Raw genomic sequence first — 23,798 nt, forward strand, 5'->3', positions numbered from 1 at the left:
ACCATCTATACTTGGGATTATGGATAAATCCAAAGATCTCTCCGCTGAACACCGCCAACAAACAACTCCACTCAGGCTCCAAAAAGCCTGCCATATCCTGCAGAGATTTGAGCAGAAAATGATCCTGATCGGCTATCGCAGTGATCAAATTGCCCTGAAAATGCAGAAAATCCGGGAAAACATCAAGAATTAAAAGCCTGCAGGAAAACACCTCAAAGGCTTTAAAGTATGCCCACTACGCAAACTGACCATTTATTAACCGACCAACTCATTCAAATCACCCCCCCGCAAAAAGAATAAATACGTATTAATAATCAATCATAGACAGCATAAAATAGATCACTTTAACGGCCGTCCGAACAGGCAAATATTTAGAATGCCTCTTCTGATCGAAAGAACGCAATGCTGATATAAACACTAAAGGTAACTTATGTCTGGCAGGGATTTTCTAGAGAATTATTTTGACCTGAAAGCTCATGGCACGAATGTCAAAACCGAGGTGATTGCTGGCTTCACCACATTCATGACCATGGCCTATATTCTGGTGGTCAACCCTCTGATTCTTAAAGATGCCGGCATGGATTTTGGCGCTGTATTTACCGCCACCACCCTCTCCGCAATCATCGGTACTCTGGTGATGGCAGTATGGGCAAAGCTGCCTTTTGCTCTGGCTCCGGGAATGGGGTTGAATGCCTTTTTTGCTTACGGTGTCGTCCTTGGCATGGGTTACTCCTGGCAAATGGCGCTGACTGCAGTGTTTCTTGAAGGTATCATCTTCCTGATTCTGACCGCTTTCAATATCCGTGAGGCCATTGTTAACAGTGTTCCACTCAGCCTGAAAAAAGCTGTTTCCTGCGGTATTGGCTTGTTTATCGCCTTTATTGGCCTGCAAAATGCCGGTATTGTCGAAGCAAACCCGGCGACGCTGGTTGCAGTGGGTTCATTGACTGATCCAAAGCCACTGCTGGCTCTGATTGGTATTCTGGTTACCGGTATCCTGCTGGTTAAAAATGTCCGCGGCGCGCTGCTGATTGGTATCATCGCTACCACCCTGATCGGCTTCCCTCTTGGCGTCACGTCTATGCCTGACTTCAGCAACGGCCTGACACCTCCAGATATTTCTCCGATCTTATTCCAGTTCCAGTGGGATCAGCTGTTCACCACAGATATGGCTATTATTCTGTTCACCTTTCTGTTTGTGGATATGTTCGACACAGTAGGCACCCTGGTCGGCGTATCGACCAAGGCCAATATGTTGAATGAAAAAGGTGAAGTGCCGAACTGCAAGCAGGCTCTGTTCGCTGATGCCGTAGCGACCACTGCCGGTGCTTGCCTGGGTACCAGCACCGTAACCACATTCGTGGAAAGTGCTACCGGTGTGACCGCTGGCGGTCGCTCCGGGCTGACAGCCCTGGTCGTGGCTGGCCTGTTCCTGGTTGCCCTGTTCCTGTCGCCCCTGTTCCTGATGGTACCCGGTGCGGCAACTACTCCCGCCCTGGTGCTGGTTGGCCTGTTTATGATGTCCCCCATCAAGGATATCGATCTCGATGACTTCAGTGAATCCATACCGGCATTCCTGACCCTGCTGTTTATGCCAATGACCTACAGCATTGCTGAAGGCATCATTATCGGTATGCTCTCTTACATCATACTGAAGCTGTTAAGTGGCAACTATCGCCAGGTACCTGTTGCTTCCTATATTGTTGGCTCGCTGTGTCTGGCCAAGATCATTATGTAAACATAACGATGAGACATCCAGTCACAAACCACGCTTCACGCGCACGTTATTACGGCCCATAATATGGGCCGTTTTTATTTGATCACTAGCGCTATGTCCCTACCAACAGTCCAACCCGAAAGGTATCAAGAGCAACTGGCAGAAAAAGCCAGCAGCATTTGCAGTGAGTTTGCCGAGTTTGATATTCCTGAACTGGAACTTTTCCGCTCCAGACCAGACCATTATCGGATGAGAGCAGAGTTTCATGTCTGGCATGAGGGAGTCCACTGCTACTACCGGATGTTCGACCCACAAACCAGACAACCCTTTGAAGTCACCTCTTTTCCCAGTGGCTCCGAAACCATTAACCGGCTAATGATGCCCTTGATAGAAACCATCATTGCCAGTAGCCATCTAAAAAAACGGCTTTTTCAGGTTGAGTTTCTAACTACACAGACCAACGAAGCCCTGGTTTCACTAATTTACCATCGGCAACTGGATGAGCTATGGAGAGAAGAAGCAACTGCACTCCAGGAGCAGTTTGGTATTCGTGTTATTGGACGTGCCCGTAAACAGAAACTGGTACTGGACAAAGACTATGTCACCGAAACACTGACTGTGGATGGCAAAACATTCCAATACACCCAGGTAGAAAACAGCTTTACCCAACCCAATGCCGGAGTTAATGAGCATATGCTAGCCTGGGCTGGTCGAACCTCAAAAGAGATCACATCAGACAATAGCAGCGATCTACTGGAACTTTACTGTGGGAACGGAAATTTCACCTGTGTACTTGCCGGATATTTTACCAGGGTGCTGGCTACCGAGATGGCAAAAACCTCGGTACATTCGGCTCGGGAAAACTTTAAACTGAACGGTGTGGAGAATGTTGAAATCGCCCGTCTATCCAGCGAAGAGTTTACTCAAGCCATGAATAAGGAACGTGCATTTCGCCGCCTGAGCACAATCGATCTGGATAGTTATCATTTCTCTACCATTCTGGTTGATCCACCACGGGCAGGTCTTGATGAAGGAACCGAAAAGCTGGTGCAGAATTTCGACAATATTATGTATATTTCCTGCAACCCCGAAACACTCAAAAAAAATCTGTCAACCATTTGCCAGACCCATAGAATTGAAAAAATCGCCCTGTTTGACCAGTTTCCATACACTCATCACGCTGAAATGGGCGTTCATCTGATTCGGAAATAGTCAGATTTACACTCCCCGGCGGGACTCCTACCTTGATTCTTAGGAAAAAAGTTTTAGGGAAGTTCTCCGGGGTAACCTCACGTGAAAAACTACAAGCTGAAATATCTGCCAGCATCGATCATTTTGTCTGTTTTCTGGCTCATCTTTGCACCGACTTCTTACAGCAGCGATGCAGACTATATAAAAACTGCGGTCCTGTTCGTAGCCTATGACCAGGGTGAAAGCAACGCTTTCCTGCGTATTCAGGAAAGGCTTAAAAACTCAAATATCCCTTATCGGATATTGGCGATGGGTCATGCTGCAGAAATATTCAAAGATGACCCCGCACTGATTCCAGTCGGTCAATTGACCCACAACGAGGCACTTTATGAAAACCGCGACCAGCCGTTAAATCAGAAGCTGGTTTACAACCTCGCTGAGAGAATCTCGGCAAAAATTGTCTATACCGGTATGGCAAGCCGGGCACAGGCACAGATTGCCAACACTTGGGATACAAGGGGCGCCAAGGTCATTGCGTTTTACGATAATTTTGATCCGGTTGATTCCATTAATTATGTACAGCCTTTTTTAGAAGAGCTGAGATACATTGACGAGTTCCATGTCCCCAGTAAAACAACGGCCCTCAGCTTTCAGAGCATCGCATCATCCCTCGGGGCAGAAGTAACCGTTACAGGACAACCTGCTCTGGAGGACTGGGACAGAATCCATGAAGAGACCGATATTTTCTTATTGCGCGAAACCCTTAATATCCATCCAGAACAACCTGTAGTGTTGTTTGCCGGTGATTACAGCAGCAGCTATCTCCAAGCTTTTCAAACGTTTATTGCAGCAACAAGATTGCTTCCGAATATTCTTTTTCTGGTTTCATACCACCCCAAGCTTGATGGTGACCTTGAGCGCAGGATCATTGCGGCTCAATCAGACGGAAATGTCCATCTGCTACACCACGGCACTTATTCCACCGCAACAATTAGTACCATTGCCTCTGCTGTTATTGTGCATAAATCATCAGTAGCGCAACAGGCCATCTACAGAGGCAAGCCGGTCATCTATGTTGCTGATGAGAATTATCAGAACCTGATGCTGACCGAACAGCTTGCCATTCGCGCATCACAACCAGAACCCCTGGCCATCATGATTAACGCTCACATCATGGGCTATAGACCGCCAGCGGTTGCCGAAAACCTGGGCATACCTGATGTTCCGAGCAGAACCATATCCAAGCTGATCATTGATGAGCTAAGACGAAAATCTGATACCAAATCGTGAGTTTTTTTCTTTATAGGCTTTATAGAAATTACTCAATATGATCTACTCAGGGAATGATGTGACTTATGTTGAAGGTTTATGATGGGTGTCCGAATACCCCATTCACTGGTTGTTGTCAGACTGGCCGTTCTCTTTACCCTCGTCTTGCTGGCAATTACTGTGCTATGCAATTTCATAGTGGCAAGAGCCACCAATGAAGCCTTGTACTCTAACCTGAGCAAACTTCCCTATAATCAGGTGGGTGTTTTGCTAGGCACCAGTAAATACTCGCGTCTGGGTGGATTTAACGACCACTACCGGCTACGGCTTGAGGCAGCCTTCCAACTCTACAAAGCGGGTAAAATTGATTACATTCTCATTAGCGGCGATAACAGCACCCGTTTTTACGATGAACCAAGCACCATCAGGCGAGACCTGCTAAAAAAAGGAATTCCTGCAGAACGAATATATCGGGATTATGCAGGTTTCAGAACGCTCGATTCCGTCCTGAGGGCACATCATGTATTTGATTTGCACAGCTTTACCATTATTTCCCAGGCTCCACACAATAAGCGAGCCCTATACATCGCCATGACTCATGAGATAGATGCCATTGCCTACAATGCGGGAGAAGGCCACAACACCGATCTAAGTAATAAAGCCAGGGAGGTGCTTGCCAGGGTGTTGGCTGTATTGGAAGTACATTTTCTCAAGACAGGTCCAAAATTCCTGGGTCCAACCATTGAGATTGGTGTTACGCCTCCTACCTGAGCAAACAGACTGTTTTCATATTCACAGAGCAATACTCATCTTTTTTGGGTCAATGAAAACAAGGGCATAGTGAAATAACCATTTTTCGCAAAGATGAATCATTCAATACCCAATCTCCTGATTCACTTATTGGAAAACGTCTGGGTGTTGTTCAGAACAACACCTTTCCAAGCTCTATAGATCAATATTAAAGAAAGAAGATTTTTTTATATAATTTCTGATTTTTTGCATGCTATTAGGAAACCAGTTGTCCAGCCGACGGGTTTCCCGACAAATTTCATCGGCCAGGCGAGGATTTCGATAATCATTAAAAACAACACCAATCAATGACGCATCATGTTGGGTCAGTCTATCCAATGCAGTTTTGAATTGTGTTTGTCGAGTCACTCCAGCCATAACGATCATTATTGTTCCGTCAACGATGGCACAAATGGACTCAGCGGGAATATTATTGCGATTCCTGGCATTTACCGGGGAGGTATCAAAAATCACAGCATCATAATTTTCCAGCCAATGTTCCATAAGCTTGCTCATATTGGTAAGACTGCGAAATCCAAGTACATCCGTATCACAAGGAGCCGGTAGTATATCCAGGTTCTTATCATCCGAACGCATAATACATCCATCCGCAGACTTGGGCTCTGGCAACCAGTCTGTATGAAGATGCCCGGAAATATCACCCAGTTCAGGGTGCAGCATGTTCACTTCCACCAGCAGCGTTCGCTTACCATCAACTTCGCTACGCTGACTTAAGGCATAAGCCAGGGTACTACAGCCCTCTTCCGGGTTGGCAGAAGTAATAGCGACAGAACGCAAACCTTTGCCAATACTGTTGCCATATATCTCTTCAATCTCCAGATAGTTAACCGGCAGCTTGATCATGGCGTAAACCATCCTAAATTGGTGAGGAATTGAATTACCGTCAGAACACTGGCCGCGTCAGCCACCAGCCCCATGATCACATTCCAGTTCGATTGTGATAGCTCTGGCACAAAAACCGTATCACCCGCCCTTAGCACCGGCAACCGTGAAGCATCCGGATCTTTCATAAAATCCACAAGATCAAATGTCGCAGATCGGTTTTTACAACAGGAACTGTTGAAGATGAGTATTTTCTCGACATAAGCACTCTCCTTTGGCCCCTTTGCCTCTGCCAGTAGATCCAGAATGGTCATGTTATTGGTAAATTCATAACGGCCTGAAACAAAAACGGCTCCCATAATCCTGACCGTATCTTCAGGTTTTTGCTCAACCCATTTACGTTCTCTCGATGGGAAAAAGATAGTGTCGCCGGTCTTTACTTTTGGAAGAAGCGTTTCATCCCCTGTTTCAAAATATCTGAGTAGATTCAGCTTACTGACTCTGGCGACGCCTTCATTACGGTGAACCACTCGAACCCGGCTAAGATCCGCTTCTGCAGAGGGGCCTTCACTAGCGGCGATAATATCCAGAATCCCCATTTCTTCATTGAACGCATAACGTCCGGGTTCAATAACCGCACCCATTATATAGATGGCATTTTCCTTGGGTAATTTTACCCAACTTGACGTTTGAGAGGTTGGATTAACAGGCAGTTCCGGGAGAACAATAGTTGAACCGCCAGAGAGTTCCGGCATATCAGCCCATTGCCCACCTATATCAATAAATTCCTGGAGATTAAACTCAGAAGAAATTCTCTGCCCCTCGGGACCCGGCTTAATAATTCTAACATGTGCCAGGTCAGCCTTTTCAGTAGGTCCACCGGCATTACTGAGGTAATCCATAAAATCCACACCAGGTGCCCACTCATAACGTCCGGGTTTTTTCACAGCTCCAATAATTTTAAGCGAATCATCTGTTCCCAGTTTTAGCCACGATTTATCGTCTTCAGGGCCTTTCTCAGGAAAAAAAACCGCATCCCCTGAATCAATTACTGGTAAATCGGTTGTACGTCCCTCGGTAAAATCCTGAAAGTTAAATGGCATAACTGTCCCGTTTCTTTTAAGAATCCTTACCGAACGAATATCCGCATATTGGGTAGGCCCCCCTGAATTTGCAATAACATCGAGAAAGCCAACGCCTTCAGAGGTTTCAAATGCCCCCGGTTTCTGGACTTGTCCCATCACATATACTTTACGCGAGCCGCCTGAAACAGAATCAACCTGCTGAGCAACATAAATGGTCGAGCCGGGCTCTAAAACTGGCAAATCTTCATCTTTACCACTATCGAGAAACTGCTTCAGGTTAAACAGCAGCGGCTCTGTACCGGACAGCACCCGAATCTGTTCAACATTGGCATAACGTGTAACCCCCCCACCTTTCAAAATGGCATCCACTACATTAATGCCTTCCAGGTAAGGAAAACTTACGGGCTTAAGCACCTCACCAAACACCTTGATCACCGTTCTGTCAGAAACAGAATCAACTGCCTTATCATCTACGGCTCTTGGCTCTCCATGTACACTGCTTAGACCAGGAGATGTGGGCACAAAAATTTCATCCAGGGACTTAATCTCGGGAAGAACAGAGGGATCCCCCGTATCCAGGTAACGTTTAAAATTGAAGACGTTTTTCTTACCATCCCGTCTCAGCTGAAGCTTATCCAGCTGGGCCCCATCAACAAACCCCCCCTGCCTCGTTAATTGCCATCTGGATATTACCGGTACTGGGCAGTTCTACTTCACCCGGGTTGTTGACAAAACCCAGTACTGTGATCAGTAATCGTTTTTCCTTCAAATGAATGGTCAGTTTATCAAGCCCAAGGAAACATCGGATAGTGCCGTATAAATTGCTTTATCAGCTGTTCTTAATGTGAGGCCTGCAACTTCGATCTGTCCAACTTCAGGAAGGTGAATAGTCCCATCTCTACCAATAAGAAAGTTAGTATTAAATCCTTCTTCTCCCGGCAATCCGATAACCAGAATATCACCAGACTGCAGCTCATACTTTTCCGGATCTCTCATCCGGACTGATGACATTTCAACCTCAACGCCTGATGCATCGGCTACTGCGGAAGTAGCTGATGCTGGATCGGTCACCTTTGGCACAGTCTCTTCTTCGTTTACCTGTGCAACCACCGTGTGGGCTTCTATGCCAGCGCTTTGATTGCTTTTCAAACCAGGTTGAGGTGAAATTTCTTTTTCACTGTCCGGCTGATTCTGCGAATCAACTGTTTTTTCAGGCGCTTTCTCCCGTAAAGAAATCAGCAGAGCATCATCGGCTTCCAGCTGCCATCCCGCTGATTGTGCGGCTGGCACTTTAATATGCTGACTGTTCCTGATCAGGGTAAAATCTGCTTCAACGTCGGTATCGTCAAAAAAAGCGTAGTATGAATTAAGACTGGTTAACAATGAATCAATGGGAAACGGGTACTTCCCGGGATTTTGGATATCACCAAGGATGGCAATGTTGATCAAACGTTCCGGAGCAATATAATTTACGCTCTCAATATTATAAGATTCACCAATTTCCCTGAGTATTTCACCAGCAGCAGCCTCTTCATTCATTCCCATAACATTGAGAACCATTCCATCAGGAAAAGTGATTGCCATCACCTCATCAACCTGCAGAAGCGGAAGAGTCCTGCCATCATCACTCAGCTTAATGAAAAACACCCCACCTTTTTCTATAGGGGCATTTGCAGATACTTCCACAGAAGACACTGAAAGTAACAAGAGGATTACCAGAGTTTGCCACACACTGCGGACTATACCGGTGTCATAGAGCGTCGTCATTAAGGCCACCGCTTAAACAGCTTTAAATTTACAGGTCTTGGCCAGTCTGAGAGCCCCAGCACAGAATCGTCAGATCGTAATGGTTTTTGGCCCTTTTGAATCAGCTCTTCAACATACTGTAAAGTACATCCTCCATCCTCAGCCATCGCTTCCATCATCGAACGAACCTTTTCCAGGGCAGAAAATGATTCATGTAATCGAATACTGGCGTCACCTAGAAGTCTACCGCTAATCTCATGCCTAATAACCTGAAATTGTTCATTGATTAAACTCATACTCCCGGGAAGACAATATTCACCACCTGCTTCTTTGAGCTCAAGGTATCTGGATTGGCTTAAATTAAATAAGTTAATCACATAAGATCGGCCAACATCCCTGAAAAAGCGTTTTTCATTTATTGCCAGGCTATAATCGCGATCAGTCTGAAGTGGCCACAGGAACATACATGAGGAGAGTAAAGGGAAAAAAAGATAAACAAGCAGATATCTGGCAGATCTTCCACCCAATATCAAAAAAGAAAAAAATAAAAATAATTTATTTTTTCGACAGATACTCTTCAATACTCTCATATTGCTTGATCGTCTGGTTAATCCTGAGCATTGTCAATAACTCGTCAGGCTTTCCACTAACACCAAGCAATCCAAGATTTCTACTCTCTGTCTTAAGTCGCTTATAAAGAAAAACCAAGGCTCCTATACCTGAAGAATCAAGCTCATTAACAGAACTCATATCAACAAGCACATCTCCTGCACAATCTTTAATCAAGTGATCAAAATGACCTCTAACCTCATTTACTGTATCCGCATTGAATTTATTGTGCAATTCAATGACATCACAGCTACTGGCCTGGTAAGTCGCGTAATCCATTACCTGTTACTCCCAACTTCAACGCTTCTTTAATTCTGTCCAACAAGATAAATCAGGGATTTGAACAGCATCCATTTAATTAGATTAGACAAAATAACTGATTTTTATTTGATAAAAATAATATTTTAAGACAACTCAAAAGATCGTAAAAATTTCGGCATTAAAAAATAAATTAAATTTCCTTTTTTTATAAAACACAAGTCTGAGCAAACCCTATAGTTATTTAAAGACTGTAAAAAGTACCAATCAGACAGTATGCCTAAGCACTTTCAGTCTAAAGCTGTATCCAAATAACTCTGTATCAATGGCTAACATAAAATTTCTCTTTATGGATACACACAAGGACATGCATCCTGCAGAACATCTGTCCATCAAATTGCTAAAGGTGGTTCTTCTCTGTGCCTGCATATTAGGTGTTTTGTTGAGCCTTGTGCAGGTGTTCCTGGACGCTCACCAGTCCAACGCTGACATTGATCGGAAAGCCAGGGAAATGCTGGCAATGATTCATGAGCCCGCCAGCAGGTCGGCCTATCGTCTTGATACTGACATGGCACAGGAAGTACTGAATGGACTACTGGAAATAAAATCTGTTCAAGTGGCTGCAATACGTCTTGACGATAATTCAAAGCTGGCAATGGTGGAGAGACCCATTTTTGCTTCCCGGTACCGACTCCTCTCAGATTATATTTTTGACCCTATCCGCATACACCGACAGCAACTGTATAGTCATGAACCTGAAAAAGAGCACTTTGGGGAGCTGATTCTTTCAATTGACACGGCCTATGAAGGCAAGGCATTTATTCAAAGATCTATCGTTGTCCTGTTTGCCGGGATAATACGTGCCATAGCAATGGCCCTGCTGCTGTACCTGATCTACTCAACATTGCTGACTCGCCCCATGAATCGTTTAATACACCATTTATCAAGCATTAACCCTGAAGAACCCGGACAACAGCAACTGCCAGTACCTGAAGGTAATGAAAAGAATGAATTAGGTCTCTGGGTCAGAACTGCCAATAAACTGTTAACGTCTATTAACTACCATCAAAGTCTTCGTCAGAAAGCAGAAGCACGTATTATGAGGCTCTCGCAATATGACTACCTGACCAGACTACCAAACCGGCGTACCATCCAGAACCAGATCAATACATTTATCCAAAAGGCCACAAAAAAGCATGAGAACATCGCCATTCTCTGCCTCGGGTTGGATGATTTTAAATCATTAAATGCCCAGGTAAATTTCAATGCTGCCGAACATATTCTGGTAAAAGTCGCGGACCGCCTTAGAAACTGTATCGGCAATAACGCCTATATTGGCCGGTTAGGTGAAGATCAGTTTGCGATTATTCAATCAAAGATCGAGCAGCCCTACGAGGCTGCAGAAATGGCTCAGTCTCTGATCAGGCAGCTTGACAGACCTTTCGAGATTAACAGTGAACAGCTGACAATCAGTGCTACCGTAGGAATAACGCTCTTTCCTGGTGATGGTGAGGATGTCGACACGTTACTGCAACAGGCTGAGTTTGCCATGATTATGGCAAAGTCCAGAAGCCACAACCGCTACCAATTTTATGTTGCCACTCTTGATACCGAAGTCCGCCAGCGCAAACGGCTGGAGATGGACCTCCATCAAGCCCTTGAAAAATGCGAACTCAGTTTGGCCTTTCAGCCACAGTTTAACTATCAACAACGCAAGCTGTCGGGAGCAGAGGCATTGCTGCGCTGGAATCACCCGGAGAAAGGATTAATCTCGCCGGATATGTTCATTCCCATGGCAGAACACAGCCTTGATATTATTCCTATTGGTGACTGGGTTCTGGAAAATGCATGCCAACAGTTAAATAAGTGGCATATTGCTGGTTTTCACAACCTGCGTATGGCAGTCAACCTCTCTGCTATTCAGCTGCAGGATCAGAATATTGCGGATCGTATCGCGTTTTTACTGAATAAATATCAGGTTCCCCCTGAGGCTCTGGAGCTTGAGGTGACAGAAACCTCCATTATTGATGATCTGGAAGCATCGAAAGCCCAGCTCCAGACCATTAAAAGCATAGGCGTAACCCTTGCTCTTGATGACTTTGGAACGGGGTATTCCTCCCTGGGTTACCTTAAACAGTTTCCATTCGATAAAATCAAAATTGATAAGTCCTTTATTGAAGATCTTCCTGAGAACAGGGAAAACTGTGGCATCGTTGAGGCCATTGTTCAGATTGGCAAGAGCTTCGGCCTGAAAGTTCTTGCAGAGGGTGTAGAGACTGTTGAGCAAGACGCCTATCTGGCGCAAAGAGGCTGTCAGGAAGGGCAAGGCTATTACTACGGAAAGCCTCTGTCGGCCCATGACTTTATCAGTCTTGTATCAAGCCAGAGTGTTTCGTCAAGTAATACGCAGGTAAAGGCTAGAGATAATGGTAGTGAGGGAGACAATAATGGCTGATCATCCCATTATCATACTCTTGGACTCCCGCCAGGCAGGTGGTATCGAGACTCATGTTTACCAACTTGCCAAAGCGCTTCAAAGCAGTGGCTGGCTTGCAGAAATCTGGTTCTACCAAAAATACCAGGCTGAGCATCCTTTAGAACAGACGTTAAAAGACTCTGCAATCCGTTTCCGTTATCTCAATGGCAGGTTGGTTCAGCTGATTTCAGAACTCAAATCCACACAGCCGCTGATACTACATACCCATGGGTACAAAGCCGGTATTTTTGGCCGCCTGGCAGCAGTCATCACAAGAACACCTGTGGCCTCCACCTTTCATAATGGGGATCCGGGTGAAGGTATGGTCCGACTATATTCACTGCTGGATCAGTTAAGCAGCCCGATTTCTGAAAATATCGCAGTCAGTGATGAGATTGCCAGAAGATGGATCAGAGCCCCTCGTCGGATTGATAATTTTGTAGATGTTCCAGAACATTACCCATCTTCGGGAAAAGCCATCTCGTTTGTTGGTCGGTTGAGTCACGAGAAAGGTCCTGACCTGTTTCTGCAGCTGGCCAAGCACCAACCACTACTCCCCTTCAGGCTCTATGGTAGTGGCCCAATGGAAGAAATACTCCAAAAGCAGCAAGTCCATAATGTCATGTTCATGGGCCAGGTTAAGTCCATGGAAGCCCATTGGCGTGAAATCGGCCTGTTGTGTATAACATCCCGTTTTGAAGGCTTACCCATGGTCGCACTGGAAGCCATGGCTCATGGCGTACCTGTCCTCAGTTTTCCATTGGGAGGACTTCCCGACCTCATTTTGCAGGGCTTCAACGGCTGGACCTCTCCGGTTGGAGACCTCAATGAAATGAGTAATTTGCTGCAATTCTGGTTTTCCCTGCCAGAGGCAGTGAAGTGGCAAATCAGGGAAGCCTGTGTTGCCACGATCATCAATAGATACTCAAGTCAGGCGATCCTGCCAAAGATTCTTGATGTATACCAGCAAGCGGTACAGGCAAAAGGGCACGATTGGCCCAAAACACTCAAAACAGCATCCGCTCATAGTCTGACTAATAAGAAACAGGATCGCTCTCAAACGGTTGGATAAACTCAATGGAACTCGGCCAGAACGTTATCAAAGGATTGAAAGTTGGAGCGACGCTGCGCCTTGCGGCACAGATCTTCACCTGGCTCAACACACTGATTCTTATCCGCCTCCTGACCCCCGATGATTATGGTCTTATGGCCATGACCATGGCTTTTATCGGTATATTTGCGCTGATGGGAGACTTTGGTATTGGCAAAGCGATCATTCAGGTCGAAGAACTCAACACAACCCAACTGAGACAGGCATTCACCATTAACATTGTTTCCTGCCTGGTCTTTTTCAGTTTTTTCTTTTCAATTGCTCCGTATATCGCCGGTTTCTTTGATGAACCACGGCTTACCATTCTTGTCCAGGCTGTAGCCTGCCAGCATCTCATTATGGTGTTCCATACGCTGCCTTATGCCATGGCCAGCCGCAAGATGCTGTTCAAAGCCCGGGAAAAGGTTCAGTTTTATACAACCCTGATAACCAGTGTTGTTACCATTGCCATGGCTGCTTCCGGTCTCGGTGTATGGTCCCTGATTCTGGGGCATTTATTCATGCGCCTGGGGCTGACCATTGGTTATAACTGCATTACCCCCTGCTGGGTCTGGCCAGCATTGAGTTTCAGGGGTTTCTCTAAAATGGCAGGTTTCAGTGGCATAGCCACTGTTAACGATGTGTTGCGTTATTTCGTCAATGTCTCTGGCAATATAAGCATTGGCCGCCTGCTCACCAAAACAGACCTGGGGGTGTTCTCTGTTGCCCGAAATCTGGCCAACCTTCCCAGTGACAAGATTGGAGAACTTCTAAACCATCTGGGGCTTTCATCATTTGCCAAGCTTCAGAATGAACGCTCTGTTGCCGGACAATATCTGTATAAATCAGTTCAACTTGCCAGTCTGGTGCTATTCCCCATGTATCTGGGTATGTGTGCTATTTCACCTGAACTGATCACCCTGATACTCTCTGACAAATGGGCTGCCGCTATTGTTCCGTTTCAAATTCTCTGCCTGACCAGTCCATTCCGTATGTTGTCGGAAATGATGGCTACCGGTATAACCGCTATTGGTGAACCCGGAAAAAACTGTCGTACCCTGCTGTTAACTATCCTGACACTGCCGATTTTTTTCTTTGGCATTCAATATGGTGTTGAAGGTGCGTGCTGGGCATGGTTAAGCATTAACCTGATTAGCTTTGCTTTTCACCTGAAACTCATTCTGCCAGCATTTGAGCTGAAATCATCATCTTTCCTGAGCGCTCTTCTACCGAGCCTCTGCAGCGCCATGGTTATGCTGGCATGTTTACTACTAATTCGGGATCAATTGTCCAGCCGGGTACATGAGGTGGCTCTACTGTTCCTGATGGTTTTGGCTGGAGTGCTCCTTTTCTCAGCCACTCAGCTCTTGTTTTTTCGTCGCCAGCTTTTTACAACCCTCAAGTACTTACGACACTAGGGTAGCAAAAGATGCAGCTACCCAACCTTGAACGGCTGTTTATTAATCGCTACCAGACGATAACCGTCACCGCTTATTGCGCACTTGCAGCATTGCCAAGTCTGATATTTCCACACCCTATAGCCCTGCTCCCACTGGCAGTGATCCCGCTGGGGTTGATATTTATTCTGAAAAAACCCTTTGTGGTCTGTTTGATTTTCATCCTGTTCTCATTTTTCCGGCTCCATGAAGTTTTTCCTCAGCTGGACCCCATCAAGATCCCACTGTTAACGGCACTGGGCTCCTATTTTGTGCTGGCCTGGCACATTATCCTGACCAAGAAAGTTCAGGTTTACTGGCGTCATGAACACACCATTTTTGCCCGCTTTTTTGGCTGGGTAGTAATTGGTATAGCATTTTCCAGCTATCCCCCCACCGCTTTCGGCAGCTTCACCAGTGTTTACATGAAAATCGGCATCATGGTATTGGCCATCTCGTGGCTGATGACCGAGCACTGGCACTTCAAGCTGGCGCACTTTCTGATCATCTGTTCTGGCCTGGCTGTGGGCGGTGTCACACTGTATAACAATGCCAACGGTATCGGTATGGTCGAGGAAACCCGTGTCACCATTCCGGGCACCAGTCTGGGTGACCCCAACGACCTCTCTCTGGTTCTCAGCTTTCCCATGAGCTATGCCGTGGCCCTGGCAACCACGAAAGGCACCGGCAAGATCAGAACGCTGCTTGGCCTGATAGGTATTGTTGTCTTTGTTTCATCCATCATTGCAACACAAAGTCGCGGCGGCTTACTGGCGACGGTTGCCGTGTTTGGTATCTTTGGTCTTCGCATCATCAAATCAAAATTGCTGCTCATCAGTATTGGCAGCTTTAGCCTGATGATTCTGGTGGCTGCTGCTGGCATCAGCGACCGTAAATCCGGAGGTGCCGCAGAGGAGGGCGTTGATGCATCAGCGATGGGCCGTATCCATGCCTGGGAAGCGGCTTTTAACATGGCCCTCAGAAACCCGATGACCGGCGTTGGTCTATCTCTCTTCCTGGATAATTACTGGGATTACGCAACCCATAGTCGGGCGGAGGGTCAGGCCCACGTTACCCACAGCACCTGGTTTCAGGTCATGTCAGAATCCGGGTTTGTTGGCTTTGGCCTGTTCGGTTTTATGATTTTCACCATTTTTATGTCGATACGCAGCTCCCTGACACGCCTGGATAGAAATAAAGGGTCACCGGAGTACGATCCCCATATGACCGCTATCGCGGTAGGAACCTATGCAGGACTGGTTGGTTTCTGTGTTTCCGGATCTTTTTTGAGTCAGGGCTTTCTCTGGCCAGTCTACATCATTACATCGATCAGTATTGCCATTGCCAACTTTATGGATAATCACTATCCAGCCGAAGAAACAGAAGAACAAAAAACGTCTATAGTTAATAAAAAAGCTGAAACCATACACGGCAAGGGTTTGCCACATGCTAGATCGCTTAAGGGCCCGAATAAAAAACAGTGACTCTGTCGCAGGAAGATTTCTTTTCTCTTTTTTGAAATCCATTCGAAGTATTGAAATGCCGGTAATCAATCCGATTCATAGCGTACTGTATCAATTACACAAGATGACTACAGGGCTCTTCAGCAGTCTGATTCGTATCTTTTACTGGACTCCGGTGTTCAAATCCCAACTCGCCAATATCCCCAGGAAGCTCTATCTCTATTCAGGCATGCCTTTACTACTCGGGCCATTAACAATCACCATGGGTGACCATTGCAGGCTCTCTGGCCATACCACCATCAGTGGCAGAGCTTCAGGCCATATAAAACCAGAACTAAAAATTGGCAACAATGTCGGTATCAGTTGGCAAAACGAAATTTTTGTCGGTGATCGTATTGAGATTGGAGATAACGTTCGGTTAGCCGTCAAAGTAAGGCTGGTCGGTTACCCGGGACATCCTGTTGACCCGTTAGCCAGAGCACGGGGAGAGCCGGATACGGATGATCAGGTTGGCAGCATTATTATCGAAGAGGATGCATGGCTGGCAGCTGGCGTTACTGTTATGGGTGGCGTAACCATTGGAGCAGGCACGATTGTTGCCACTGGCAGCGTTGTCACCAGAGATTTGCCCCCTGGTGTTCTTGCTGGCGGGATTCCGGCCAAGGTCATCAAATCACTGGATTTGTCATCGGAGAGAAGCAATGGCTGATCTCATTGTATTTGGAGAAGACTGGGGAGGTTTACCGTCCAGTACCCAGCACCTGATCAGTCATTTAATGAAAAGGCATCGGGTAATCTGGGTAAACTCCATTGGAATGAGGTCTCCAAGACTATCTTTCAGGGATATAAAAAGAGTCTATCAAAAGATAACGGCTATGTTTAAACGTACTGACAGGCCCACACAATCGCTCTCAGAACAAATAACGCCCATTATCATCAATCCCAAAGTCCTCCCTTTTCACAGGTACAAATTGATTCGCCGATTTAACAAATGGCGTTTACTGAAAGACATTAACAGAGCAATAGAACACGAGGGATTTGACAAGATTATTCTCTGGCTCTCACTGCCAACAGCCGTCGATATGGTGGGTAGCTTTAATGAGCAAGCTTCTATCTACTACTGTGGTGATGATTTTGAAGGCCTTGATGGCGTTGATCACAAAATGGTCAAACCATTAGAACAGGAGCTGGCTGAAAAAGTTGATCTGATCCTTGTCGTCAGCAAAGTACTGACCAGGAAATTTACTCATCCTGACTCCATCATTCTACCCCACGGTGTTGATTACCCGCTTTTCTCAACACCGGCAGCCAGGCCCCATGATCTTCCAGAAAATGGCCCTATTGCCGGTTTCTACGGCAGTATTTCTGCCTGGCTGGAGACGGATATACTGGTTCAATCGGCCATTGCCCTACCCAGCTGGCAGTTTGTTTTTATTGGTGACATTAAAACCGATGTCTCATCCCTTCAGGCACTGCCCAATGTGCAATTTCTGGGAGCCAGGCCCCATAATCAACTACCTGCCTACATTCAGCACTGGAACGTTGCCATGCTGCCCTTTCGAGACAACAAACAGATCGCTGCCTGTAATCCCTTGAAGTTGAGAGAATATCTTGCATCGGGTACGCCTATTGCTTCCACAACTTTTCCTGCAGCCAGAGAATATGAAGAACTCTTGGCTATTCAGTCACCTAAAGAGCCATTTTCCAGAGTAATTTTGAGGGCCAATAAACAGAGGGAAGAGAAAGCCAGAAGACAGAGCAGAGTCTCTACCGAATCATGGCAGCACAGAGCCACTCAGCTCGAAGCACTGATCAACCACTTATCACGTTAAAAACACACTGTTCATTTTAAATATTTTCCTATTTGAACAGAAGCTACAATTAATAGTAATTTGAAACTGATTACAGGGAAGTCAACTTGATTAAGCGATATGGATCCCGCCTCATTGCCGTACTGACGTTTCTCAGTCTGTCATTACTTTACGGATGCACATCACCACTTAGTTTTCAGACCCTGATGGAGAAGAAGCAAGCAAGATCAACACAGCAGATTACCGATGCCATTGCGCGAATCAATGAAAAAGAAAATAGATCACCTATTGCAAAAAATAGGTATCGCCGTCAATTGTCTCTCAATTTCACCCAACAGGAATTAGAGGTTAATAATCAGCATAAACAAGTCATTGATCTCTTTATTAATTCATTACCCGAGAGCCAGCAGCTCAATATCATTATTTCCGTAGCGCCCTCTTCCGCCGGAGAGCCGTTTAAAACACTGAATGATTCCTGGGCAAGGTTGCAGAGTCTGAAAAATACATTGGAGCAATACAGTGAAAACATAGAGCTGGTTTACCAGCCTGAACTGGACCTTGATTCAGCCACCATTCATGCGGTAGGAAATAATATTTCCGGAGGTGAAGGTGTCCAGTGAAATCCTGAGAAACCTTTTTCGACTTCTCAGCGCCGCCTGGCGCCGCCGCTACACTATTTGTGTGCCTATTCTCATCATGCCGGTGGTTGGTTTTTTTGCCAGCTTCATGGCTCCCAAATTTTATGAAGCGCACACCACTATACTGCTTCAGAATACCACCGAGCTAAACCCGATTCTGGAAGATTTCACTATATCCACAAACCTGGAAGAACGACAATTAGCCCTGAAAATACTCCTTAAGAGCCGCAAAGTATTAAAGGGTGTTGCTAAAGCCGTTGGGTTTATCGACTATAAGTCGTCTGAGGAGCAAATAGATGAGGCCATTGATGAACTCTCACGCTCACTGTCCATCGTCTTCGGCGGTGATCTCGTCAAAATCTATTATCGAAGTCAGAACAAAACCGATATTAAAGAACTGCTGACCAAAGTTACTCAACACTTCCTTACTCTGGTTCAGGCACCACAAAAATCATGGCAGGTAGCTTCAACCCAGTTTCTCAAGGATCAGGTAGATCGTCGACATCAGGAGCTTTCTGATGCTGAGCTGGAATTATCTGAATACAAGGCAAGGTTCGCATTGGAACTTCCAGAACTCCATAAAGCGAACGTAACCAGACTGGCAGAACTCCGCCAACTGCTAATGGAAAAAGAGACAGAACTGGTCGGTGCCAAAGCTGCAATGGAAGAGTTCAATGGTAACCTGGCTCAAACCAACCCCGTTATCGGTAAACTTGAAGAGCGAATTATTAACACACGCACCACGCTGAGTATGCTTCGCTCCCGTTATACAGATAAGCACAGCAAGGTTCAGACGCTGGTAAGAGAGCTCGACAGGTTGCAAGCTGAACGACAGAGAATGATTGCTGAAAGCAGTCAATTAAAAACGGAAGATGTTCAGCGTCTATGGAACCTGGCGTCATCAACGCCCACTGTGTCAATGGATAATCCCCAGAGAGGACAGACCACCATTCTGGCCTCTCAGCTTCAGGCAGTTCAGGAAGCCAAAGCCAAAGTCAACAGCCTTCAGAATGAAGTGAAAAACATCAAAGAGCAGACCGACCAGCTCCAGAGTAAAGTGCAGCAGTTTGCTGAAGTAGAGCGGACTCTTGTTGAACTGCAACGAGACTTCGGTATCAAGCAAAAACTTTATGATGATTTTCTTAACCGTTATGTCATGGCAAAAGTGACAGAGGACCTGAGCGCTTACCAAGAATCAGAACAAGTTAAAATCATCGACGAACCCTTCACCCCCAGCAGTCCTAATGCACTTCCAGCCTCATTATTTATTGTGGCAGGCATCTTTGCTGGTCTTGGTATCGGTACCGGACTGGCTGCGATTTCAGAAATATCCGATACTACCTTACGATTCCAGGACAGTATTGAGCGAATTGCAGGGGTATCCGTTCTGGCAAGAATACCATCAATGCCCACAGCACCAAACGTGGTTTACGATCCGGAAAAAGACTGGTTCGATGAGGGAGAGGTATCAGCATGACATCACCTCCCGTTATCGCTCAGATAGTCCAGCACCTCGCCCCGGGTGGCATTGAGACAATGGCTTTAGACATACAGCGAAAAGCCAGTAACCCGAAGAATGTTCATATTATCAGTCTCGAGGGAACGCCGTCTGAAGCTATCAGGCATTGGCCCCGTCTTGAGGGTTTGGAAAGGGTTCATTTTCTTGGCAAACCTCCCGGATTGAGTCTTTCGACGGTTGCAAAACTCTCACAACTTTTACGACAAATTAATGTTGACGTGGTTCATACCCACCATATAGGCCCCCTTATCTATGGTGGAGTTGCAGCCATGCTGACCCGATGTGGTCACGTACATACTGAACACGATGCGTGGCATCTCAACCATCCAAAACGACGCTGGCTGGTGGCTGCCTGCTTCCACCTGCTCAGACCTTCCGTCGTAGCAGATGCAGAGCTGGTTGCAGCCAGCATTCGGCAACATATTCCACTCTTGACACCATCTGTAGTGCTTAATGGAATTGATACGGATAAATTCCAGCCATCAGACCAAACGGCAGCCAGAAATAAACTGAATCTCCCCACGGATACTCCCATTATTGGCTGTGCAGCACGTTTTAATGAGGTTAAAAACCATAGCCTGTTGATTCATGCTTTTTCCAGGTTACCCGAAAGTACTCACCTTGCTCTTGCCGGTGGAGGTGAACTTGAGCATGAACTCAGAGATCTGACCAGACGGCTTAACATAGAGCAACGGGTCCACTTTCTGGGTGTCATTGATGACATGCCCGGCTTCTACCATGCTATTGATATCTTCTGTCTCGCCTCAAAAAAAGAAGGTCTGCCACTCTCACCACTGGAAGCTCAGGCTTGCCAGAGAGTTGTTGTCATCACCGATGTCGGTGGTTGTCGTGAAGCGGTTGATCCTGAGAGCGGCCTCCTGATAAAAGCCGGAAGTACAGAGGAATTGGAAACCGCTCTTAAAACGCAGCTCTCTTCAGGCATCAATAAAGAAAAACAGGAGTCTGCACGCAATTTTGTAGTTAACCATTGCAACCTGGAGAGAATGATCGGGCAGTACGATGACTTGTATTGCGGGAGGCCAAAATGATTGAGTGGCTGGCCTTGATTACCTTCTTTATGGCAGGCATTGTGATTGTATATCACCATATTGGTTATCCTGTCGTTCTGAAATGGCTGACACAGGGACTGGAAAACACACGACCCAGCTTTTATCACCGACACCATCAAATAACGCCTCTTGATCATATGCTGCCAAGCATCAGTCTGATCATGCCCGCCTGTAATGAAGCTGGCACTATTCAGGAAAAAATTAGAAACCTTGCTACCCTTGATTACCCGGACTATAAATTAAATGTAATTCTGGTTTGCGATGGCTGCACAGATGGTACTGCCCAGCTGGCAAAGAAAACCCTGACAGAGCCTGAATGCAGCCACCTGAACTTATGCATAATAGAAAAACCGGTAAATGCTGGAAAAGTAGCTGTTTTGAATGAAGCCATCAGCTTCTCCCGCTGTAGTGTAATTGCCCTTTCCGATGTGTCATCACTTTTATCTAACGACAGCCTGTTAATCGTTGCAGCTCATTTAAGCAATGAAAATACCGGGGTAATTTGCGGTAGCTACCACTTTTTACAATCACTCAGTGTTGGAGAGCAGGCTTACTGGCATTATCAGCGAAGTATTAAAACACGAGAGAGCACTCTGGGGGCAACACTGGGCGTGCACGGTGCATTTTATGCCTTTCGCCGTGAGCTGTTTGACCTGCTCCCTGCGGACACGATCAATGATGATTTCACACTGCCTGTCCAAATAACCATGAAGGGTTACCAATGTCTTTATGACCCGAGAATAATTGCCGTAGAACTCGAGCAAGCATGTCATGAAATGGACTTCCAACGAAGAAAGCGAATTGCTGCCGGAAATATTCAACAGGCCATTCGTCACGCTGGTTTATTACATCCAAAATTCGGAAAGATAGCATTCAACTTTTTTTCAGGTAAATTTCTGCGCCCATTCATGCCTCTGTTACTGTTAATGGCACTGGTATCTTCAACATTACTATCCCTGTCATACCCTATTTTTCAGATTGTTCTTGCCATTCAGCTGGGCATTTACGGAGTCACTGTATTTTATATCCTCCGTCGCTCACAACCAGACCATAAGAAATTGAGAGTACTCTTTTATCTGGTATCCGGTCACCTGGCCATGGCTATCGGCTTGATTAACTATCTTTCAGGCCAGACCAAAGGCCAATGGAAAAGAGTAAATACTGAAACATAAGGATTTAAAGACGTACTTGACGTACTTAAGGAGTGTACCCATGAAAGAGTCTACCTATGTCCATCCTCTTGCCTCAATGTGCAAAAGATTAATGGATATTCTTATCGCTCTGGCCGGGCTGGCAATCACCCTGCCACTGTTTCCCTTTATCGCAATGGCCATTCGTCTTGATAGCCCCGGACCAATTATTTATCAGCAGATGCGTATTGGCTATCAAAAGGAAAACTATATTCGCTTATTCATGATGAAAAAATTCAGAACCATGCGGAATGATGCTGAATCAGGAACGGGCCCCGTTTGGGCTCAGAAAAATGACCCAAGAATTACCAAAGTTGGCAATTTCCTGAGAAAAACGCGTCTTGATGAACTGCCGCAACTCTGGAATGTACTGGTTGGGGATATGGCCATTGTTGGTCCAAGACCTGAGCGGCCGGGAATGTACAATAAACTGGAAACGAACATTCCGTTTTACAGTGAACGAACGTTTGATGTTGTTCCCGGTATTACCGGTCTTGCCCAGGTAATGATGGGTTATGATGAAACATTGAATGACGTGAGAAATAAAGTTGCCTATGACCATGCCTATGCACTGTCTCTTAGCACCCCATGGGAGTGGCTGAAAATGGATATTTACGTAATGTTCAAAACCATCCTCGTCATGATAACAGGCAAGGGGCAGTAGAAAGGTAAAGAATCGCTTACCGAAACAAAACACCGGCAATCTCATCCAGGCCTTGCCTTAAGGCCTCTTGGCTATGTACGCCCGCCTGGAAAGTATCCACCAATGGCATAGTGTGGATTTCGCATTGAATATTCTCAGGTTGTTCATTCTCAGCAGGCCACAATAATACATCTGGGTATATGTCGGTCATTTCACTCATCCATGACAGCTTATCGCTAATGGACATTTTTCCGACAGCCGACATTTCCTGATTAATATTACCCACAAATACCTTTAATGCCTTGCTGTTGCGAATACACTCTGCAGCTTCTGGCATCAAGATCGCGGGTAAGATACTGGTCATGAAACTACCCGGGCCTAAAATAATCATATCTGACTCTTTTATCCTGGCTATAGCCTCATCAGTCGGTTGTATAGCCGGCATAATCATCAACTTCTCCGGGCATTTCTCGAGAGAATCAATGGTTGTTTCACCAACTACTTCCTGCCCATCCACAATAGCACCAAGACGAGCAGGCTCTTCTGACATTGGTATCAACTCTGCGCCAACCTGTAACATCTGGCGAATCAGGTTTATGGCATCCAATGGGCGAACACACATTTGGTCCATCGCCAGTAAAATCAGGTTACCCAGGTTGTGCCCACTGATATCTCCGCTATTTTTAAAGCGGTACTCAAACAGAATCCGTGCAAGGTTAGGACTATCCGAGCACAGCTGGTTAAGACAGTTCCTAAGATCTCCCCAGGCAATACAACCACTGCCATCCCTGAGTCGCCCCGTTGACCCTCCATCATCCGTTGTCGCAACAACGCCTGACAGACGCTCACCGAGAACCCCCAGGCTTGCCATAACACGTCCAAGGCCATGCCCTCCACCAATAGCAACAATCCGGCGACACTGATAAAGTGTTTTTACAGAATACATGGCAAGTTC

22 protein-coding genes are annotated in these 23,798 nt (G+C 46.0%); 16 read left to right on the plus strand and 6 right to left on the minus strand.

The window, feature by feature from the left end:
- Positions 1 to 19 precede the first annotated feature (19 nt).
- The 5 genes from MJO57_RS24200 (at position 20) to MJO57_RS24220 (ending at position 4,948) form a co-directional block, all read left to right on the plus strand.
- Positions 20 to 193 (plus strand): hypothetical protein, encoded by a 174-nt coding sequence (locus tag MJO57_RS24200; RefSeq protein WP_252019354.1) that lies wholly within the window; start codon positions 20 to 22, stop codon positions 191 to 193.
- A 237-nt stretch (positions 194 to 430) separates the two neighbouring features.
- Positions 431 to 1,738 carry an NCS2 family permease gene (locus MJO57_RS24205; protein ID WP_252019356.1) on the plus strand — a complete coding sequence of 436 codons (1,308 nt, stop codon included), beginning with the start codon at positions 431 to 433 and terminating at the stop codon, positions 1,736 to 1,738.
- A 93-nt stretch (positions 1,739 to 1,831) separates the two neighbouring features.
- Complete coding sequence (gene trmA / locus MJO57_RS24210) at positions 1,832 to 2,929, plus strand: tRNA (uridine(54)-C5)-methyltransferase TrmA (RefSeq protein WP_252027104.1); 1,098 nt, start codon at positions 1,832 to 1,834, stop codon at positions 2,927 to 2,929.
- An 81-nt stretch (positions 2,930 to 3,010) separates the two neighbouring features.
- Positions 3,011 to 4,198: a CDP-glycerol glycerophosphotransferase family protein gene (locus tag MJO57_RS24215; RefSeq protein WP_252019358.1), complete on the plus strand. Its 1,188-nt coding sequence runs from the start codon at positions 3,011 to 3,013 to the stop codon at positions 4,196 to 4,198.
- 144 nt (positions 4,199 to 4,342) lie between these two features.
- Positions 4,343 to 4,948, plus strand: a complete 606-nt coding sequence (locus tag MJO57_RS24220) for a vancomycin high temperature exclusion protein (RefSeq protein WP_252019360.1) — start codon at positions 4,343 to 4,345, stop codon at positions 4,946 to 4,948.
- Between the two features lie 174 nt (positions 4,949 to 5,122).
- On the opposite strand, the gene MJO57_RS24225 is transcribed toward MJO57_RS24220, so the two are convergent.
- The 5 genes from MJO57_RS24225 to MJO57_RS24245 form a co-directional block, all read right to left on the minus strand.
- Positions 5,123 to 5,830 (minus strand): CpsD/CapB family tyrosine-protein kinase, encoded by a 708-nt coding sequence (locus MJO57_RS24225; RefSeq protein WP_252019363.1) that lies wholly within the window; start codon positions 5,828 to 5,830, stop codon positions 5,123 to 5,125.
- Positions 5,827 to 7,329, minus strand: a complete 1,503-nt coding sequence (locus tag MJO57_RS24230) for an SLBB domain-containing protein (RefSeq protein WP_252019365.1) — start codon at positions 7,327 to 7,329, stop codon at positions 5,827 to 5,829. Before MJO57_RS24230 ends, MJO57_RS24225 begins: the two co-directional genes overlap by 4 nt.
- 342 nt (positions 7,330 to 7,671) lie before the next feature.
- Complete coding sequence (locus MJO57_RS24235) at positions 7,672 to 8,661, minus strand: polysaccharide biosynthesis/export family protein (protein ID WP_252019368.1); 990 nt, start codon at positions 8,659 to 8,661, stop codon at positions 7,672 to 7,674.
- Positions 8,661 to 9,230 carry a hypothetical protein gene (locus MJO57_RS24240; RefSeq protein WP_252019371.1) on the minus strand — a complete coding sequence of 190 codons (570 nt, stop codon included), beginning with the start codon at positions 9,228 to 9,230 and terminating at the stop codon, positions 8,661 to 8,663. Before MJO57_RS24240 ends, MJO57_RS24235 begins: the two co-directional genes overlap by 1 nt.
- Complete coding sequence (locus tag MJO57_RS24245; protein WP_252019373.1) at positions 9,196 to 9,528, minus strand: STAS domain-containing protein; 333 nt, start codon at positions 9,526 to 9,528, stop codon at positions 9,196 to 9,198. The genes MJO57_RS24240 and MJO57_RS24245 overlap by 35 nt, the downstream gene beginning before the upstream one ends.
- A gap of 328 nt (positions 9,529 to 9,856) precedes the next feature.
- Here MJO57_RS24245 and MJO57_RS24250 point away from each other — a divergent pair, with 328 nt between their 5' ends.
- The 11 genes from MJO57_RS24250 to MJO57_RS24300 all read left to right on the plus strand — a co-directional run bounded on the left by MJO57_RS24250 (position 9,857) and on the right by MJO57_RS24300 (position 22,864).
- Positions 9,857 to 11,962 (plus strand): bifunctional diguanylate cyclase/phosphodiesterase, encoded by a 2,106-nt coding sequence (locus MJO57_RS24250; protein WP_252019375.1) that lies wholly within the window; start codon positions 9,857 to 9,859, stop codon positions 11,960 to 11,962.
- The gene (locus MJO57_RS24255; RefSeq protein ID WP_252019378.1) at positions 11,955 to 13,055 is read left to right on the plus strand and encodes a glycosyltransferase family 4 protein; all 1,101 of its coding nucleotides are present in this window, start codon (positions 11,955 to 11,957) and stop codon (positions 13,053 to 13,055) included. Before MJO57_RS24250 ends, MJO57_RS24255 begins: the two co-directional genes overlap by 8 nt.
- A gap of 5 nt (positions 13,056 to 13,060) precedes the next feature.
- Complete coding sequence (locus MJO57_RS24260) at positions 13,061 to 14,491, plus strand: lipopolysaccharide biosynthesis protein (protein ID WP_252019381.1); 1,431 nt, start codon at positions 13,061 to 13,063, stop codon at positions 14,489 to 14,491.
- A 290-nt stretch (positions 14,492 to 14,781) separates the two neighbouring features.
- The gene (locus MJO57_RS24265; protein ID WP_252019383.1) at positions 14,782 to 15,993 is read left to right on the plus strand and encodes an O-antigen ligase; all 1,212 of its coding nucleotides are present in this window, start codon (positions 14,782 to 14,784) and stop codon (positions 15,991 to 15,993) included.
- Between the two features lie 103 nt (positions 15,994 to 16,096).
- Positions 16,097 to 16,681 (plus strand): acyltransferase, encoded by a 585-nt coding sequence (locus MJO57_RS24270; protein ID WP_252019386.1) that lies wholly within the window; start codon positions 16,097 to 16,099, stop codon positions 16,679 to 16,681.
- 262 nt (positions 16,682 to 16,943) lie between these two features.
- Positions 16,944 to 17,804 carry a glycosyltransferase gene (locus tag MJO57_RS24275; protein ID WP_252019389.1) on the plus strand — a complete coding sequence of 287 codons (861 nt, stop codon included), beginning with the start codon at positions 16,944 to 16,946 and terminating at the stop codon, positions 17,802 to 17,804.
- Positions 17,805 to 17,989: 185 nt separating this feature from the next.
- Positions 17,990 to 18,403, plus strand: a complete 414-nt coding sequence (locus tag MJO57_RS24280) for a hypothetical protein (RefSeq protein WP_252019392.1) — start codon at positions 17,990 to 17,992, stop codon at positions 18,401 to 18,403.
- The gene (locus MJO57_RS24285; protein WP_256492165.1) at positions 18,393 to 19,898 is read left to right on the plus strand and encodes a GNVR domain-containing protein; all 1,506 of its coding nucleotides are present in this window, start codon (positions 18,393 to 18,395) and stop codon (positions 19,896 to 19,898) included. Before MJO57_RS24280 ends, MJO57_RS24285 begins: the two co-directional genes overlap by 11 nt.
- Positions 19,895 to 20,989 carry a glycosyltransferase gene (locus tag MJO57_RS24290; RefSeq protein WP_252019397.1) on the plus strand — a complete coding sequence of 365 codons (1,095 nt, stop codon included), beginning with the start codon at positions 19,895 to 19,897 and terminating at the stop codon, positions 20,987 to 20,989. The genes MJO57_RS24285 and MJO57_RS24290 overlap by 4 nt, the downstream gene beginning before the upstream one ends.
- Positions 20,986 to 22,182, plus strand: a complete 1,197-nt coding sequence (locus tag MJO57_RS24295) for a glycosyltransferase family 2 protein (protein ID WP_252019399.1) — start codon at positions 20,986 to 20,988, stop codon at positions 22,180 to 22,182. The genes MJO57_RS24290 and MJO57_RS24295 overlap by 4 nt, the downstream gene beginning before the upstream one ends.
- A 40-nt stretch (positions 22,183 to 22,222) precedes the next feature.
- The gene (locus MJO57_RS24300; RefSeq protein WP_252019402.1) at positions 22,223 to 22,864 is read left to right on the plus strand and encodes a sugar transferase; all 642 of its coding nucleotides are present in this window, start codon (positions 22,223 to 22,225) and stop codon (positions 22,862 to 22,864) included.
- A 16-nt stretch (positions 22,865 to 22,880) separates the two neighbouring features.
- Here MJO57_RS24300 and yvcK read toward each other — a convergent pair whose 3' ends face one another.
- Complete coding sequence (gene yvcK / locus MJO57_RS24305) at positions 22,881 to 23,789, minus strand: uridine diphosphate-N-acetylglucosamine-binding protein YvcK (RefSeq protein WP_252019404.1); 909 nt, start codon at positions 23,787 to 23,789, stop codon at positions 22,881 to 22,883.
- Positions 23,790 to 23,798 lie beyond the last annotated feature (9 nt).

The organism is Endozoicomonas sp. SCSIO W0465 (assembly GCF_023716865.1).
GTDB lineage: Bacteria > Pseudomonadota > Gammaproteobacteria > Pseudomonadales > Endozoicomonadaceae > Endozoicomonas.